The sequence below is a fragment of the Actinomycetospora sp. 2LY8.5 genome (genome assembly GCF_057180585.1).
This window is the reverse complement of record NZ_JBXUHE010000072.1, coordinates 1-15,279: the sequence shown is the minus strand read 5'-3', so window position 1 is coordinate 15,279 and position 15,279 is coordinate 1. Positions and strand designations below refer to the sequence as shown.

20 protein-coding genes are annotated in these 15,279 nt (G+C 71.8%); 13 read left to right on the top strand and 7 right to left on the bottom strand.

Annotated elements, in window-relative coordinates; all coding sequences use genetic code 11:
- Positions 1 to 464 precede the first annotated feature (464 nt).
- On the top strand, positions 465 to 1,298 hold the full coding sequence (gene panB / locus AC2A1K_RS34580; protein WP_483900885.1) for a 3-methyl-2-oxobutanoate hydroxymethyltransferase: 834 nt from the start codon (positions 465 to 467) through the stop codon (positions 1,296 to 1,298).
- A gap of 173 nt (positions 1,299 to 1,471) precedes the next feature.
- On the opposite strand, the gene npdG is transcribed toward panB, so the two are convergent.
- The gene (gene npdG / locus AC2A1K_RS34575) at positions 1,472 to 2,179 is read right to left on the bottom strand and encodes an NADPH-dependent F420 reductase (RefSeq protein ID WP_483900884.1); all 708 of its coding nucleotides are present in this window, start codon (positions 2,177 to 2,179) and stop codon (positions 1,472 to 1,474) included.
- 50 nt (positions 2,180 to 2,229) lie between these two features.
- Entirely contained in the window at positions 2,230 to 3,180 is a 951-nt protein-coding gene (locus AC2A1K_RS34570) for an alpha/beta hydrolase (protein ID WP_483900883.1), read from the bottom strand.
- A 270-nt stretch (positions 3,181 to 3,450) separates the two neighbouring features.
- Here AC2A1K_RS34570 and AC2A1K_RS34565 point away from each other — a divergent pair, with 270 nt between their 5' ends.
- The 6 genes from AC2A1K_RS34565 to AC2A1K_RS34540 all read left to right on the top strand — a co-directional run bounded on the left by AC2A1K_RS34565 (position 3,451) and on the right by AC2A1K_RS34540 (position 7,744).
- Positions 3,451 to 3,756, top strand: a complete 306-nt coding sequence (locus AC2A1K_RS34565) for a hypothetical protein (protein WP_483900882.1) — start codon at positions 3,451 to 3,453, stop codon at positions 3,754 to 3,756.
- 105 nt (positions 3,757 to 3,861) lie between these two features.
- Positions 3,862 to 4,659, top strand: coding sequence for a hypothetical protein (locus AC2A1K_RS34560; protein ID WP_483900881.1), 798 nt, complete (start codon positions 3,862 to 3,864; stop codon positions 4,657 to 4,659).
- Positions 4,660 to 4,896: 237 nt separating this feature from the next.
- On the top strand, positions 4,897 to 6,024 hold the full coding sequence (locus AC2A1K_RS34555; RefSeq protein WP_483900880.1) for an alpha/beta fold hydrolase: 1,128 nt from the start codon (positions 4,897 to 4,899) through the stop codon (positions 6,022 to 6,024).
- 96 nt (positions 6,025 to 6,120) lie between these two features.
- Entirely contained in the window at positions 6,121 to 6,567 is a 447-nt protein-coding gene (locus tag AC2A1K_RS34550) for a DUF6918 family protein (RefSeq protein ID WP_483900879.1), read from the top strand.
- Positions 6,568 to 6,660: 93 nt separating this feature from the next.
- Positions 6,661 to 6,960, top strand: a complete 300-nt coding sequence (locus AC2A1K_RS34545) for an EthD family reductase (RefSeq protein WP_483900878.1) — start codon at positions 6,661 to 6,663, stop codon at positions 6,958 to 6,960.
- Between the two features lie 157 nt (positions 6,961 to 7,117).
- A complete protein-coding gene (locus AC2A1K_RS34540; protein WP_483900877.1) occupies positions 7,118 to 7,744 on the top strand; it encodes a class I SAM-dependent methyltransferase in 627 nt (208 codons plus the stop codon).
- A gap of 1 nt (position 7,745) precedes the next feature.
- Here the strand turns inward: AC2A1K_RS34540 and AC2A1K_RS34535 are convergent, their stop codons facing one another.
- Entirely contained in the window at positions 7,746 to 8,405 is a 660-nt protein-coding gene (locus AC2A1K_RS34535) for a biliverdin-producing heme oxygenase (RefSeq protein WP_483900876.1), read from the bottom strand.
- Between the two features lie 369 nt (positions 8,406 to 8,774).
- Between AC2A1K_RS34535 and AC2A1K_RS34530 the strand changes: the two genes are divergently transcribed.
- Positions 8,775 to 9,266, top strand: coding sequence for a pyridoxamine 5'-phosphate oxidase family protein (locus tag AC2A1K_RS34530; protein WP_483900875.1), 492 nt, complete (start codon positions 8,775 to 8,777; stop codon positions 9,264 to 9,266).
- A gap of 12 nt (positions 9,267 to 9,278) precedes the next feature.
- On the opposite strand, the gene AC2A1K_RS34525 is transcribed toward AC2A1K_RS34530, so the two are convergent.
- On the bottom strand, positions 9,279 to 10,139 hold the full coding sequence (locus AC2A1K_RS34525; RefSeq protein WP_483900874.1) for a polysaccharide deacetylase family protein: 861 nt from the start codon (positions 10,137 to 10,139) through the stop codon (positions 9,279 to 9,281).
- Between the two features lie 255 nt (positions 10,140 to 10,394).
- On the opposite strand from AC2A1K_RS34525, the gene AC2A1K_RS34520 reads away from it, so the two are divergent.
- Positions 10,395 to 10,529: a hypothetical protein gene (locus AC2A1K_RS34520; RefSeq protein WP_483900873.1), complete on the top strand. Its 135-nt coding sequence runs from the start codon at positions 10,395 to 10,397 to the stop codon at positions 10,527 to 10,529.
- A gap of 135 nt (positions 10,530 to 10,664) precedes the next feature.
- On the opposite strand, the gene AC2A1K_RS34515 is transcribed toward AC2A1K_RS34520, so the two are convergent.
- Positions 10,665 to 11,018: a VOC family protein gene (locus AC2A1K_RS34515; RefSeq protein WP_483900872.1), complete on the bottom strand. Its 354-nt coding sequence runs from the start codon at positions 11,016 to 11,018 to the stop codon at positions 10,665 to 10,667.
- Between the two features lie 17 nt (positions 11,019 to 11,035).
- Here AC2A1K_RS34515 and AC2A1K_RS34510 point away from each other — a divergent pair, with 17 nt between their 5' ends.
- The gene (locus AC2A1K_RS34510; RefSeq protein ID WP_483900871.1) at positions 11,036 to 11,203 is read left to right on the top strand and encodes a hypothetical protein; all 168 of its coding nucleotides are present in this window, start codon (positions 11,036 to 11,038) and stop codon (positions 11,201 to 11,203) included.
- 4 nt (positions 11,204 to 11,207) lie between these two features.
- Here the strand turns inward: AC2A1K_RS34510 and AC2A1K_RS34505 are convergent, their stop codons facing one another.
- Complete coding sequence (locus AC2A1K_RS34505) at positions 11,208 to 11,750, bottom strand: dihydrofolate reductase family protein (protein WP_483900870.1); 543 nt, start codon at positions 11,748 to 11,750, stop codon at positions 11,208 to 11,210.
- A 24-nt stretch (positions 11,751 to 11,774) separates the two neighbouring features.
- Positions 11,775 to 12,368: a mycothiol transferase gene (locus AC2A1K_RS34500; protein ID WP_483900869.1), complete on the bottom strand. Its 594-nt coding sequence runs from the start codon at positions 12,366 to 12,368 to the stop codon at positions 11,775 to 11,777.
- Positions 12,369 to 12,613: 245 nt separating this feature from the next.
- Between AC2A1K_RS34500 and AC2A1K_RS34495 the strand changes: the two genes are divergently transcribed.
- From AC2A1K_RS34495 to AC2A1K_RS34485, 3 genes are all read left to right on the top strand, one after another.
- Positions 12,614 to 13,015 carry a helix-turn-helix transcriptional regulator gene (locus AC2A1K_RS34495; RefSeq protein WP_483900868.1) on the top strand — a complete coding sequence of 134 codons (402 nt, stop codon included), beginning with the start codon at positions 12,614 to 12,616 and terminating at the stop codon, positions 13,013 to 13,015.
- 26 nt (positions 13,016 to 13,041) lie between these two features.
- Positions 13,042 to 13,479, top strand: coding sequence for a Cif family virulence factor (locus AC2A1K_RS34490; protein WP_483900867.1), 438 nt, complete (start codon positions 13,042 to 13,044; stop codon positions 13,477 to 13,479).
- A 570-nt stretch (positions 13,480 to 14,049) separates the two neighbouring features.
- Positions 14,050 to 14,940, top strand: coding sequence for a PD-(D/E)XK nuclease domain-containing protein (locus tag AC2A1K_RS34485; RefSeq protein WP_483900866.1), 891 nt, complete (start codon positions 14,050 to 14,052; stop codon positions 14,938 to 14,940).
- Positions 14,941 to 15,279: the final 339 nt, after the last annotated feature.

The window sequence follows — 15,279 nt, the reverse complement described above, 5'->3', positions numbered from 1 at the left end:
CTGATATGCCTGGCCCGCCGCCGCACCGACGTCATCTACGCCATGCTCCGCGACCACCAGCCCTACCGCGCCCCAGCGCGAGCACCCGAGCCCCTCGCGGCTTGACAACCCCATAGAGACACCCCCCAGGCGCGGCGACCGGGGCGGCGGGCGACGAAGGAGCGCGACGGACCGCGTCGCTCGTCGCCGTGACGACCCCAGGCGCGGCGACCGGGGGCGGCGGGCGACGAAGGAGCGCGACGGACCGCGTCGCTCGTCGCCGTGACGACCCCAGGCGCGGCGACCGGGGCGGCGGGCGACGAAGGAGCGCGACGGACCGCGTCGCTCGTCGCCGTGACGAGTCCTGTGAGGCTGGTCCCAGCCGACAGCCGAGCGGGCCGCCGCGGTGACACCGTGTGCTCATCCACCCCGACGACCCGGGGACCCGCCGCTCTCGGCGGGCCTCGAGGCAAGGACGGACGACGATGACGTCACCCCAGGTCCCTGCGCGCCCCAAGCGCACCCGCGTGCACCACCTCCAGGAGATGAAGGCCCGCGGCGAGCGCTGGCCCATGCTCACGGCGTACGACGTGAACACCGCCCGGATCTTCGACGAGGCGGGCGTGCCCGTCCTGCTCGTCGGCGACTCGGCCGGCAACACCGTGCTCGGCTACGACTCGACGGTGCCGGTGACGACCGAGGAGCTACTGATCCTCACTCGCGCCGTCGTGCGCGGCGCCCCGCACGCCCTCGTCGTGGCCGACCTCCCGTTCGGCAGCTACCAGGTCTCCGTCGAGCAGGCCGTCACCACCGCCGTCGAGTTCATGAAGGCGGGCGGCGCGCATGCGGTGAAGCTGGAGGGCGGCGCGCACTACGCCGACCGCATCAGGGCGATCGTGGAGGCCGGCATCCCGGTGATGGCGCACCTCGGCTTCACCCCGCAGAGCGAGCACGCCCTGGGCGGCTACCGGGTGCAGGGCCGCGGCGACGACGCGGCCGAGCGGCTGATCGCCGACGCCCGCGCGGTCACCGAGGCCGGCGCGTTCGCGGTCGTCCTCGAGATGGTCCCGGCGCACGTGGCGAAGCGGGTGACGGCCGAGGTCCCGATCCCCACGGTCGGGATCGGCGCCGGGCCGGAGTGCGACGCCCAGGTGCTGGTCTGGACGGACATGGTCGGGCTCTCCGAGCCGTCGCGCCGCACCCCCCGCTTCGTCAAGCGCTACGCCGAGATGGGCGAGGTCCTCGCGGACGCCGCGAGCAGTTACGCCCGCGAGGTCCGCGAGGGCGCCTTCCCCGGCCCCGAGCACTCCTTCGACTAGCTGCATGTGAGCACTTCCCGGTGCTATGGCACCGGAAAGTGCTCACATGGCGTCCGTCACCAGACGGGCGACCATCGCCGGGTCGCGACGTGGCGCTACTCGCTCATGAACTGGGGCCACGACCCCCCGGAGTGAGCAGGAGACGTGGTCGGCGGTCGAGGATCTGGCGGGCCTCAGCCCAGGTCGGTGATCTTGATGCCGGCGTGCACCTTGTAGCGGCGGTTGATCGCGATGAGGTTCGCGGTCAGGCACTCCACCTGGTAGGCGTTGCGCAGCCGCCCGCCGTAGACGCCGCGCATGCCGGGGACGGCGTCGGCGAGGGCGCGCACGACGTCGGTGGCCTCGCGGTCGTCGCCGAGCACGAGCACGTCGCAGTCGACCTCGGGCTGGGACAGGTCGGCGAGCAGGACCGCCGAGACGTTGTGGAACGCCGCGGTGACCCGGGTCTCGGGCAGCAGCGCCTCGGCCTGCTGGGCGACGCTGCCCTCCTCGACCGGCAGCGGGTACGGGCCCTTCTTGTCGAAGCCGATCGGGTTGACGCAGTCGATCAGGATCTTGCCCTGGAGCGGCTCGACGAGGCCCTCGAGCGTGTCTGCGTGCGACTCCCACGGGATCGCGGCGAGCACGATGTCGGCCTCGGCGGCGCAGGTGGCGTTGTCGGTGCCGCGGACGTGGTCGACGCCGGCGGCTTCGCAGTACTCCCGCGCGGAGTTCTCGGCGCGTTCGACGGCGCGCGAGCCGATGATCACCTTGATCCCGGCGGCAGCCCAGCGCAGCGCCAGCCCCTTGCCCTGGTTGCCGGTGCCGCCGAGGACGCCCACGGTCAGCGTGGTCGGGTCGATGGCCTCACCGGACGACGAGCCGGACGACGGTGCACTCACGGGGACGCTCCCTGGCGCGAACGGTCAGAACGGACCGGTTCCTACCACGATCAGCGGGCGATCAGCTCGGCGAGCTCGGCGTGCAGGGCGCCCACGGCGGCGTCGGCGGCCGGCACGGCGGCGGTGAACCCGTAGAAACCGTGCAGGAGAGCCGGGTGTTCCCGCCGGCGGGTGTCCACCCCCGCGGCCGCCAGGGCGTCGGCGAAGGCGTGACCGGCGTCGCGCAGCGGGTCGTAGCCGGCCGTCGCCACGATCGTCGCCGGGAACCCCGCGAGCGAGGGCGCCCGCAGCGGCGAGAGCCGCACGTCGCCGCGCGGGTCGTGGCCCGCGAGGTAGAGCTTCGAGCACGTCCTCACGTCGGACGCGGTGAGCCAGTAACCCTCGGCGTTCTCGGCGACCGAGGGGTAGCGGCCCTCGAAGTCCGGCGGCGGGTAGACGAGCAGGCAGGCGGTGGGCGGGCGCCCCTCGTCGCGCAGCGTCAGCGCGGCGACGGCGCAGAGGTTGGCGCCCGCGCTGTCGCCGACGAGGGCGTAGCGGGGCCACTCGTCACGCAGCGCGCGGACCGCGGTGAGGGTGTCCTCGAGCGGGCCCGGGAACGGGTGCTCGGGCGCCGGCCGGTAGTCGATCGCCGCGACGACGGCGCCGACGTCGTCGGCGAGCCGGGCGGCCACCGCGTCGTAGGTGTCACCGCCGCCCAGCACCCAGCCGCCTCCGTGCACGAAGACGGCGAGGGCGTCGGTCGTGACGCTCGTCGGCCGGTGCACGCGGACCGCGACACCGCCCGCGTCGCGCACCTCCGGCGCCCGCCGCGCCAGGCCTCCGGCGTCGATCATCTGGGCGGCGAACCGGACGCGCGCCTCGGTGACGCCGTCGGTCGTCCCGGGTGCCGTGCCGGCGAACATCGTCGGCTCGTCGGCCCACCGGTCGAGCAGGGCACGGGCGCCCGCATCGAGGGGGGCGCGCGGGGTGTCCGCGCCGGAACTGTCGGGTACGCCGGTCATCGTCGTCACCCTAGGATGGACCTGAGGTTCACCTGCTCAGGTCACTGCGCCGTCCGGGTGACGGTAGGAGAATGACCGCGACGACGGGGACCCGCCGTTGCCGAATCGATACCGAACGGCGGGGAACCTTCCGGGCCGCACAGGCGTCATCCCGGGTGTCGATCCCCGCGACGCCCCGGAGCTCACCGGCCGCCCGGCCGCGAGCCCCGGCGCGGCCCCCCGACGCGCCCCGCTGGACCCCCTCACGACCCCGAAGGACCGACGCTCGCGATGGCTCTCCCCTGGCCGAACACCGCCCCGACCCTCCCCCGCCCCGTCCCCGCGGCCCCGCGCCCGACGCCCGCCGGTGTCGTCGGTCGTGTCGGCACCGCCGCGCGGCAGCACCCGCGCCTGATGCGCCTCGGCGCGATCGCGGCGAACCCGCTGACCGCGCTGATCGTCATGCTGCTCGGCCTGGCACTGCTGTTCGTCGTGCCCATGGTCGGGCTGCCGTTCGTCGCCGTCGTGGTCCTGCCGACGGTCGTCTTCCACCTGCGCCCCGAGCGCCGCACCGCGCTGCGCCGCCCCCTGGGCTGACCAGCGCACGCACCGGGTCCCGCACCGGCGGCCCCGCACCCGCCCGGGGGTGCGGGGCCGCCGGCGTTTCCGGGGGCTTCTCAGGCGCCGTCGCCGGACGGGCTCGTGGTGTCGCCGGTCGGCTCGGGCTCCGAGGACCCGGACGGCGACTCCGACGGCGACTCCGACGGCGACTCCGACGGCGACTCCGACGGCGACTCCGACGGCGAGCTCGGTGGGGTGGTCGGCCCCGGCGAGGAGGTCGGTCCCGAGGACCCGGTCGAGGTCGTCGGGCGTCCCGTCGACGTGCCGGTCGAGCTCCCCGGCGAGGACGGCCGGGCGGTCCCGCGGGCCGGCGGCGCCGCGCGCGGGCCGGAGTCGGGGAACGCCACCGCGACGGAGCCCGGGGCGGGAGCCGGTCCGACCCCGACGGTCGGCGGGGACGGGAGCGGCTGCTGGTCGGCGCGCAGGGCCAGGTCCGCGACGGTCGGGACGATCGTGGTGGACGACGGCGGCGCGGGTCCGGCCGCGCCCGGCACCGCGGCCCACGGCAGCGGACCGTCGCGCTCGTCGACCGCGCCGGGCATCCCGAGGGCGGTCGAGGCCTGGGTGGTCGTCTGGTACACGGCCGTGGTCAGCGAGGCCACGCCGACGATCCCGACCCCCAGGCTCGCCGCGAGCCGCGACAGCCGCACGCGCCGCTCGGCCCGCGGGGTCGGCGGCGGGTCGCACGGGGTCTCGCGGACGGGCCCCACGCACCGATCACCGGGCGCCTCCCCGATCGCCTCCACCGTCGACGACGAGGCGGGCTCCCACAGGTTCACGGCGCGTTCTCTCCTCGTCCTCGGCGACCCGACCCCGATGCGGCGCCCCCCGCAGACCGAGCCGGACCCGGCGCGGGGGGCGCCACGCCGCCCCGGGTGAAGATCCCGGGGCGGCGCCATCCGGTCCAACGCGCCGGGGGGTGTGACGGTGGTTCTGACGATCGGGCGGACCCGTGGCGGCCCGGACAGCCCAACCGGGTGTCGCCCGAACCGGGCCCGGAGATGCGGGAACGCCTGCGGCAGCCCGAGATGGCCGTCACCGACAGTGAGTCGTCATCACGACGCGTGGGTGAGCGCCGGCGTCACGGCGACCCGGACGGCCCTAGCATCGGCGCACGTGACCGCCGAGCAGCAGCCCGAGCACCGGGACGGGGGCGTCGGGCCCGCGCTCGCCGGGCTCGCCGGCGTCCCCGCGCACTCCGCCGCCCGGGCGTGGGCCAACGTGCGCGACTGGGCCGCCCACGGCCACCTCGCCGACACCCGCCGCATGCCGCGGATGCCGATCCATCTCGGCGACGGCTACACGGTGCACCGCTACGAGCCGACCGTGGCCGTCGACGCCGAGCTCGCGCCTCTGCTGCTCGTCCCGCCGCTCGGAGCGCCGGACTTCGCCTTCGACCTGCGCCGCGGCGCGAGCCTCGTCGAGGACCTCCTCGCGACCGGCCGGGAGATCTTCATCGTCACCTACGGCGCCACGGGCCGGGCCGGGGGGCGCCGGGGCCTCGAGCTGTGGGTCGACGAGATCGTCCCGGCCGCTCTGTACGCGATCGCGGACCGGCACAGCGGTGCCCCGGTCCATCTCGCGGGCTGGAGCCTCGGCGGGCTGTTCACCCTGCTGGCCGCGGCGAGCGGGGTCTCGGGCGCCCCGATCCGCTCGGTCACGGCGTTCGCGTCGCCCGTCGACGTCTCCGCGGTCCCGCTGGTGGCGCCGTTCCGGTCGGTCGCCGAGTACACGGGTGGGCGGGTCTTCTCGGTGGCGTACCGGACGCTCGGCTCGTTCCCCGCCACCGCGGTCAAGTGGGCGTTCCAGCTGACCAGCGTCGAGCGGTACCTGACCAAGCCGGTGACCCTCGCGACCCACCTCGACGACCGGGAGCTGCTCGAGCAGATCGAGGCCGTCGACCTGCTCATGGACAACATGACCGCCTACCCCGGGCGGGCGTTCGGGCAGATCTACCACCACGTAGTCCGCTCCAACGACCTCGCGCAGGACCGGCTGCGCCTCGCCGGCCGGCCGGTGCGGCTGGCCGACGTCGACGTCCCGGTGCTCCTGATCGCCGGCGCCGACGACGTCATCGCGCCCGTCGCGGCCGTCGAGCGCGCGACCGAGCTGCTCACCGCGTCCCCCGACCTGCGCTTCGTCGTGCGACCCGGGGGCCACCTCGGCGTGCTGGCCGGCCGCCGGGCCCGCGAGAACTCCTGGCACGACCTCCAGCGGTTCCTCGCGGCGCACGACGGACCCTGAACGACACGGGTGTCGTCCGAGGGGCCTGCTGGAGATCCCGCCCCCGCCCTGTCGTACGGTCGGCGGCGCTCCCCTGCTCCCCGAGGAAGGACACCGATGGCCGAGACGCTCAAGGCTCGCCTTCTCGACTCCGACCGTCGCAGCGCCGTCATCGACGACCTGCAGGGCCTCGTCGACTCCGAGGTCGCGAACAAGAGCGGCCTGTCCGGCGGCGTGGTCAAGACCGGGTACGCCGGCGTGAAGAAGGTCAAGCCGGGCATCATCCGCGAGGCGATCGACAAGATGCTCGACGAGTTCGTCGAGCAGCTCGAGCCCTTCTGGGTCACCTACACCACCGAGGCCGCCGGCGACTTCGGCACCTTCCTCGGCACCCGCCCGCAGGAGGCCTCCGAGGCCCTCCTCGCCGTGTCGGACCGCCGCGCCGAGCGCAGCAGCCGCGCCGCGATCACCTCGATCTACAGCAAGCTGCGCCCGAAGGCGCAGGAGAACGTCATCGAGGCCCTGCCCGGCCTCGGTGCCGTGATCGAGAAGCACGCGCGCTGACGAGCCCTCCCCGCTCCCCCCACGACGGCCCCGGCGCCGCGGACTGGAAACAGGCCGTGGCTCCGGGGCCGCCGTTCGTGATGGAGTGATCCAATGCACATCCTCACGGTCCTGTACCACCACCCGGACGACCCTGCCGCGTTCGACAAGTACTACCGGGAGACGCACGTTCCCCTGGCGAACGCGATCCCCGACGTCCGGTCCTTCACCTACCGGAACACCATCTCGCTGGACGCCGCCCCGCCGCCGTACCACCTGATCGCCGAGCTCGCCTTCGACTCGCTGGAGAGCCTCCAGGGCGCCGTGGGCTCGGAGGCGGGGCAGGCCGCGGTCGCCGACGTGCCGAACTTCGCCACGGGCGGCGTGACCATGTTCGTCGCCCACGACGACTGACCTCCGGAAACCTCCGCCGCGCCGCCGCCCCCGTCGTCCTCCGGCCGGCACCGGGCGGCTGCGCGGCGAACCGCGGACGACGCGGTCCTTGACCTCGAGCGAGGTCGAGGACGGAGGCTCGAGACCAGCGGCGATCACCCGAGTCACGGAGGTCCTCATGGCCACGCCCGCACCGTCACGCTTCCAGGACGCCTACCTCACCGGCGAGCCCCCGTGGATCATCGGCGAGCCCCAGCCCACCGTCGTCGCCGCCGAGGCCGAGGGCCTGATCCGCGGCCGCGTGCTCGATCTCGGCTGCGGTACCGGCGAGCACACCGTCCTGCTGGCCGAGCGCGGTTACGACGTCGTCGGCGCCGACTCGGCCCCGGCCGCCCTCGACCGCGCCCGCACGATCGCGGCCGCCCACGGGGTGGACGCGACCTTCGTCGTCGCCGACGCGATGCACCCCGCCGAGCTCCGCGGGTTCGACACGGTCCTCGACAGCGCCCTGTTCCACATCTTCGACAGCGACGACCAGACCCGGTACGCCGACGCCCTGCGCGACGTCGTCGTCGACGGCCGCGTGGTCCTGCTCGGCCTCGCTCCCGGGCCGGCGTTCGGCCCCGAGGTCACCGACGACGAGATCCGCGCGGCCTTCTCCCGGCCCGGCTGGACGATCGAGGAGCTCCGCGAGAGCGCCTACCGTGGTCGTGTGCCCGACGAGGAGCAGGCCGACAAGCTCCGCGTGCCCGTCGGCGGGCACATCGACCTGCCGGCGTGGCTGGCGGTGGCCCGCCGGGGGTGACTCAGGCCGCGAGGTGGCCGGGCGGCACCGTGTCGGCCAGCTCGTCGAGCATCGCGATGTTGAGCTCGAAGGCGTGGCACGCCTCGTCGACGATCCGGGCGCGTTCGACGTCGTCCCAGGCGGCGGCGTCGAGCAGGCCGCGGTAGTGCGCGCGGAACGGCGGGACGGGCCCGAGCGCGGCGAAGTCGTAGAACCGTGCGCCGTCGCCGGTGACCCCGTAGGTGCGCTCGAGCAGCACCCGGACCGCCTGCCCGCCGGCGATGTCGCCGAGGTAGCGCGTGTAGTGGTGGGCGACCCATCCGCCGGGCCAGCCGTCGACCGTCTCGCAGATCCGCTCCACATAGGCGGCGGTGCTGGGCAGCGGGCGGATGTCCTCGGCCCAGTCGGCGCCGCGCAGGAACGCGAGGTCCGCAGCGATCGCGGCGCGGCGGCGCAGCGCGTCGACCGCGAACCCGCCGACCACCGGGTGGTCCGCGAGCCGGTCGGCCCCGTCCTCGAGCGCCGAGTAGATGTACCAGTACTGCACGACCAGCGTCGCGTAGTCGTCGAGCGGGAGCCGTCCGCCGAGCAGGGCGTCCATGTAGGAGGAGTGGTGCGCGCGCTCGTGGCTCGCCGCCGTCGCCCGACGCAGGGATTGGGAGAAGGGCTGATGCTCGCTCACGCTCACGGTCCGCCTCCGGGTTTCGCCGGTCTCCGGGACGACCCTAGGGTCCGTAGCGGAGTAAGGCTACCCTCACTCCGATCGCGCGCCCGTGTCAGCGGCGTGGCGTCGCAGACGTTGAGTGTCCGTAACGCCACGCGCTCGATGCCCGGCGACCTGCGAGGCTCCGCCCGTGCGGGTCGCGGTGACGGGGGCGGGCTGGTTCGTCGGGCGGGCAGTGGTCCCGCCGCCCAGAGCAGCACGTCGATGTCGCCGAGCGTGGGCCTACTGCGCCGGGTGCGCCGCCGTCGCCGAGTACGACGTCGCCGGCGTCCGCAGCCTGACCTGAGACTCTCCCGACTGTCGGGGGGCGCGTCTACCGTCCGGTCCATGGCTCTCTGGACCGACTTCGCCGCCGCCGCGCCGCGCATCGCCGAGGTCTTCACCCGCCGCCACGCCGCCACCGGCAACCTCTGCATGCTCGGGACGCTGCGGCCCGACGGCTTCCCGCGCATCAGCCCGATGGAGCCGCGCTTCCTCGAGGGCGACCTCTGGATCGTCGGCATGCCTCACACCGCGAAGTTCGCCGATCTGCGGGCCGATCCGCGCTTCGCGCTGCACACGGCGACGGTCGACACGCAGGTCGGCGACGGCGACGCGAAGCTCTGGGGCCGGGTCGAGGACGTCCGCGACGAGGCGCTGCACCAGCGCTTCGCCGAGGCGGTCTACGCGGAGATCGGGCTCGATCTGCGGGGGCAGAAGTTCGACCAGTTCCTCCGCGCGGACATCGCCGGCGCGGCCTCGGTGGCCGTCGGCAGCGACCACATGGACGTCACCACCTGGCGCGAGGGCGGAGAGGAGAAGGTCGTGCGGAAACACTGACGCGCGGGGCGCTCAGCTCGGGAAGACGAACCGGTAGCCCTGGTCCTGCATCCATGGCAAGAGCTGGCGCACCGCCTCGACGGTCTGCTCCCGGGGGCCGCCGCCGTCGTGGAAGAGCACGATCGCGCCGGGGTGCATCCCCTGCTTGACGCTGTTGACGATCGCCGCGGTCCCGGGCTGGGTCCAGTCCAGGGTGTCCACCGACCAGCCCAGCGGCCGCATCCCGGTCTGCGCGGCGACCCGGTCCAGCGCCGGCGTCCACGCGCCCTCCGGGGCGCGGAAGTAGTCCATCGTGGCCGGGGGACTGACGACCTCGGCGATGCTCTGCTTGCTCGTGGTGAGCTGGCGACTGATGAGGTCCTCGTCGCCGTGACCCACGGTCGCGTCGTGGGTCATGGTGTGGTCACAGAGGCGGTGACCCTCAGCGAGGATGCGCCGCATCAGGTCGGGGTACGCGACGGCCTGGTTGCCGATCGTGCAGAACGTCGCCTTCACCCCGTACTGCGCCAGCAGGTCGAGCACCTGCGGCGTGTACTGCGGAGTCGGGCCGTCGTCGAAGGTCAGCGCGACCGATGGCTGCTCGACGCTCGAGTCCGTGACCGTGAGGAGCGATGGCGTGATCGCCGGCCGGGCCATGCCGGGCATGCCGAGCGCGGGCGCGTCCGCGGCCGAGCGCGCGGGCTTCCCGGCCGGACCCGTGGTCGCCGCCGGCGCGGGCCCGGTCGCCAGGACCTGCCGCGCGCCGACATCCGTCAGCACCACGGCCGTCACACCCGCCATCAGCGCGATCGTCGTGAGGAGCCCGGCCCATCGGTAGATGTACGGCGGGCTGACGATCTGGCGCAGGATGACGCGCTGCCGAGGGCTGAGCATGAGCCTCATCCATCCCATCAGTCACAGAAACCACACGCGTCACAGCGATGGACACCATAAGGGGTCGAGTCGGTGACTCGCGATAGACCCTCTACCTCTGATCGAGTGAATGATGCTCGGCCACCGCAGCCACGGTGTCGTCGAGGACCGTGAACCACCACCGGCCACGCCCCCGCCCGGGCGTGGACCTCGAGGAGCAGCGGCTCGGCTTCGACCTCGGCACGCTCGACCGGCGGGGGCTGCTGCGAGCCCGACGTGCAGGCGCTCCTCCCGCCGGACCTCCCCGCCCTACGACCCGGCGACTCCACGGCCCAGCTCGGGTGCCGCGCGATCATGGACGTGCTCGTCGTCCTGGTGGCCGCGGGCCGGCTGGGCACGCGCGCGCCCTGACGCTCACGTCAGGACGTGCGCATCGCGGAGGCCAGACCAACCATGCAGGAAACCCCGATCACCGGGGCACGACGCCACGATCGCGAACGCGCCGGGCCTGCGGCCGGGCGAGATCCGGTGAGCCTGGTCGCCGCCTCAGCCGACGTGCTGGACGATGTTGGACACGTTGCCGTCCGGGGCGCGGACGAAGAAGCGCCGGACACCCCAGGGCTCCGTCGTGAGCGGGTGCACGATCTCGTACCCGCGCCGGCGGGCGTCCGCCAGCGCCTGCTCCACGTCGTCGACCTTGATCGACGCCACCGGGTCCTCGGGGGCCGTCGCGTCGCGGGTGACCACCTGGAGGCTCGCGTCGGTGTCCGGTGACGAGAAGCGGGTCACCCAGTCCATGCCGATGCTCTCGACGGACAGGCCGAGGTAGCCGGCGTAGAAGTCGCGAGCCGACGGGATGTCGCCCACGTGCAGGTCGGCGTAGATGCGGGTGACGCGCATCCGGCCAGTCTCGGGCCATGCCGCCCGACGTGGCCAGTGTCGACGACGTGCGACCCCTGGGCTCGAGCCTGGAGAGCCCGTACCGGCCCAGGTCCGCGGCTGCCTGCCGGTTCCGCGTCGAACAGATCGTCGACGTCGCGGTCTCCCGCGCCGACGTTCTCGCGCATCCCGACGGGCCGCGCTGAGCCCTCACCGGGTCTCGTACCGCAGCGCCACCGCTCCGCCGCTGAACTCCTGCCGACCCACGAGCGTCAGGTCGACGTACCTCGAGAGCCCCGCGAACGGCGTCGGCCCGTGCCCCGCCAGCCGGGGGTGCACGATGAACTCGTACTCGTCGATCAGGTCCAGCTCCGCCAGCGCCAGCGGGAGCGTCACGCCACCGACGTAGAGCCCCTCCCCCGGCTCCTCCTTGAGCCGACGGACGGTCGCCTCCAGGTCGTCCCCGCGCACCAGTTCGGCGTTCCAGTCGACGCTCTCCAACGTGTCCGAGACGACGTACTTCTTCGCCTCGTTGATCGTCCGGGCGAACGGCTCCGTCCACGCGGGTCGCCCTCCCCCCGGACCGCGAAACCCCGCCTCCATGAGCTCGTAGACCACCCGGCCGAAGATCAGGGCGTCGGCGCGGGCAAGGGTCTCCGCCGCGTGACGGTGCAGGTCCTCGGCGGGGAGCCCGGCGCGGTGGTCACAGCATCCGTCGAGCGTGACGTTGATCGAGTACCGCAGCGGACGCATGGCGGGAGGTTAGTTGGGTGCGCATCACACCAGGAGGGTGCCCGGCGCCGGCTGGTAGGGCTGGAAGAAGTCGTTGGCGGGCGCCCCGGCGAGGGTGAGCACCAGCGCCGGCACCGCCACGCCGTCGATCTGCTCGCGGATGATGTCGGCGTGCCCCGCGTGCCGGGCGTACTCCTCGATCAGATGCACCAGGTAGTGGCGGGCGTGGATCGGGCGGGCGTCGTCGATCCCGTGCCAGGGCGCGGGAGGCGCCGTCGTCTCGGCGGCCGGGTCGGTCGCGGCGACCGCGGCGACGAACTGGTCCCGCGCCTTGTCGAAGTCCTCGATGGTGCCCGCGACCGTTTCGTCGTCGCGCACGGCGAAGCTGTCGGCGAAGGCGGCGTACGCCTCCGCGTCGATCGTCTGCGCCACGACGCCGGTCGTCAGACGCTCCAGCGAGCCCCGCATGCCGTAGGTCGCGTGCTTGATGAGGCCCCCGATCGACAGGTCGCTGCGGCACGGCGTCGCGCGCGCCTGCTCCTCGGTCAGGCCGAACGCGGCCGCGCGGATGGCCGTGAGCTGCTCGTCGAGGTACCGGAGGATGCCGGTGACTTCGTCGTGCCGGGCGGGTGCGTACATCGCGGGACCTCCATGCTCCGTGGTGGATGACGAGCCGAGTCTCGCGAGAGAGGCGGACAGGTGCTGTCCGCTTCGACATCGCCGACGTGGTTGACCACCCGTCATCGCACACCGATCGCACGCCGGGTCCCGACCTTCGACGACGACATGGCACCAGCGTGGAGTAGGCCGTCGCTGTCGCCGCTCAGCCGCTCCGGCCTGCGCGCCACTCCGGAGGCCGACGTTCGGTGTGTCAGCCTCCGGGCATGGCGCAGAGGGCTCAGCTGCATCTCGTCGTGCCGCTCGTGGAGCGGCAGTACGCGGTGATCGAGCACCTGCGTGCACGGCATCCGAAGGTCACGACGGTGGCCCAGCTGGCCGGCCTGGTCGGGGTCAGCCCCCGCACGATCGAGCGCGACGCTGCTCGACTCAGGGAGGCCGGCGTCCCCCTGCAGGTGGTGACGGGGGCTCGTGGTGGGTATCGCTTGTCGGCGCGAGAGCAGAGCCGGTCGGTGACGCTGACCCCTGGTGAGGTCTCGGCGCTGCTTGCCGCGGTGGTGGCCGTCGGCCCCTTCACCTCGGGCGTTGCGCAGAGCGCGTTCAAGAAGCTGGTCGCAACCCTTGAGCCGATGCAGGACCCACGGGGCGGAACGGCGACACAGCTCTGACGGGGTTCGTTCCTAGAGTTCAGGCTGTGAGCGACATCGACACGCAGATCGCGGACTACCTGGACCGCTACGCCGAGACACTGACCAACTTCGACGCGGCGGGGGCCGCGGAACTCTGGGCGATGCCGGGTGTGATCGTCGACGACAACGTCACCGGAACCATCGAGGCGCGGGAGGCCATGGCTGCGGGCCTGGAGCAGTCATACCCGCTCTACAAGAAGCTCGGCCTGTCCTCCGTGGGCTACGAGCTGCTGAGCCAGGAACAACTCTCCAACGCTCTCACGCGAGTACACGTCCGCTGGCTGTTCTACGACGCCGGCGGCCACCAGCTGGTCGACAGCAACGGCCACTACATCCTGCGAAGGGAACAGGATGGCTTGCGGGCCTGCGTCTGCATTCAGACCGACGACGTCACGAAGCTCCAGAGCCTGGCCGCCGAGAAGGGCATCGACCTGTTCGGGTAGCGCCCTGAGGTTCACTCGCACACTGTGCTGGCGCCGCCGAAGACCTCGGCGTCGCACCGGACGACCCCGCTCCCCCGGCTCGTCGTCGAGGAGCCGGCCGAGCACGTACGAGGGTTTCCCGTGGTCGGAGGTGTGGGGCGGACGAGTCGGCCTGTAAGCCGGAGCGTGTCCGAGGGTGCATAGCAACCTGCTCAGTCAGTACGACGCTGGGCCTGACCTGGGTGTTGACCTTCTGGTGGTTCTCGCCGTCTCCGGTGCCATCGAGAGCTGCTGTGCCCCCGATGTGCCCCGAGCGCAGCTCGTGCCCGGGTCCCTGGTCTCCCCGTCGGCCAAGGCCCTCCCGGAGCACCCCAGGGCCAGGGGGCCAGGTGGAGCACCCGACGCGCTGAACGACCTGGCCCCCTGGCCCTGGGGTGCTACGCCCTCGGGTGGCCGGCAGGGAGACCGCCCTACCCACTCCCCGGAGGCCGCCGGGGGTGCGGGGGCGGCGAGCGCCCCGCGTTCTATTCTCTACGTGGCACATACACCGGACAACCGAGAGGGTAGCGCCGCGGTAGCCGCGCTTACAGGATGGACGAGAAACAGCGACAGGCACTAGAAAGACTGGCATTCGAGTCTCGTGAGCTAGAAGCTGTGCCAAGTACTTGGCAAGATCCGGATGCGGAGGGGCCTACCCAACACGACATCGACGACTTCGCCAGTCGATACAACACCTGGTTTCGCGAAGTTGCAGCGATCCTGCAGGGCCCAGAGCTAAAGCAGTTCACGAAACTCTACACTGGGTCGATGGGACTACTGGGAATCAAGAATTTCCTAGATGCTCCCCTTGCAATAAATTCCATATTTAAGGGATGGCAGCACAAGTACGAGCCGACTTATCGATTGAGACTAGAGAAGCAACGAAAGCTGATTAGCGTTGTGGCAGTTACAACACCTACTGGCAATGGAGCGCAACTAACGCCAGCGCCCGAGCTTACGTCTGGCGTCGACCCAGAGGACGTCAACAGCGTCCTAGAGAAGTTGGGACGAATCTTCGGCCGTTTTGACGAGTTCTCGAGAGTCTTGCTTCGCTCGCCTCGGAATTCGATCAACGTCGAGATTGCGAACGAGCATGATTTGCAGATACTTGTACGCGCCGTGTTGCGGCTAGAGTTTGACGAGGTGATTGCAGAAGAATTCATACCCAGCTTCGGCGGTTCGAGTAGTCGAGTTGACTTTCTTCTGAAAACAGTCGGCGTTTTGGTCGAATGCAAGATGGCTCGACCAAGCCATAAAGCGGGAGAGATTCGCGACGAACTCATCGTCGACATAGCTCAGTACGCTGGCCACCCATCGTGTAGTGCATTGTTTTGCTTTATTTACGACCCTTCGAGGCTACTTGAGAACCCCAGAACGCTCAGAGGCGACCTTGAAGGCCTTGGGTCCAGCATGCCAGTGAGAGTTCAAGTAGATCCGTCGTGAGGACTTCTCGTCGAACTCGTGCCCCTCATCGCCGGCCGGGCGTGCCCGCACCGGCCGCCGGGTCGAAGACAAGAGGCGGACCGGCAGCGGAGCCGCCCGGTCCGGCCCGTCAGGGCCGGCTTGAAGACGTACAGAAAGTCCTCACGGAAACTTGGGGCTTCAAGTGTCTTGAAGACGTACAGAAAGTCCTCACGGAAACTTGGGGCTTCAAGTGTCTTGTCTCGGGACATGCTTGACGCCGTGTTCTCAGGACATGTTTGACACCGGCCGTGATCGGCTTCGTTGTGCTCCCGTCGTTGGCGGGATGCGCGGGAGGCCGGATTGGCCCTGGTGGACATG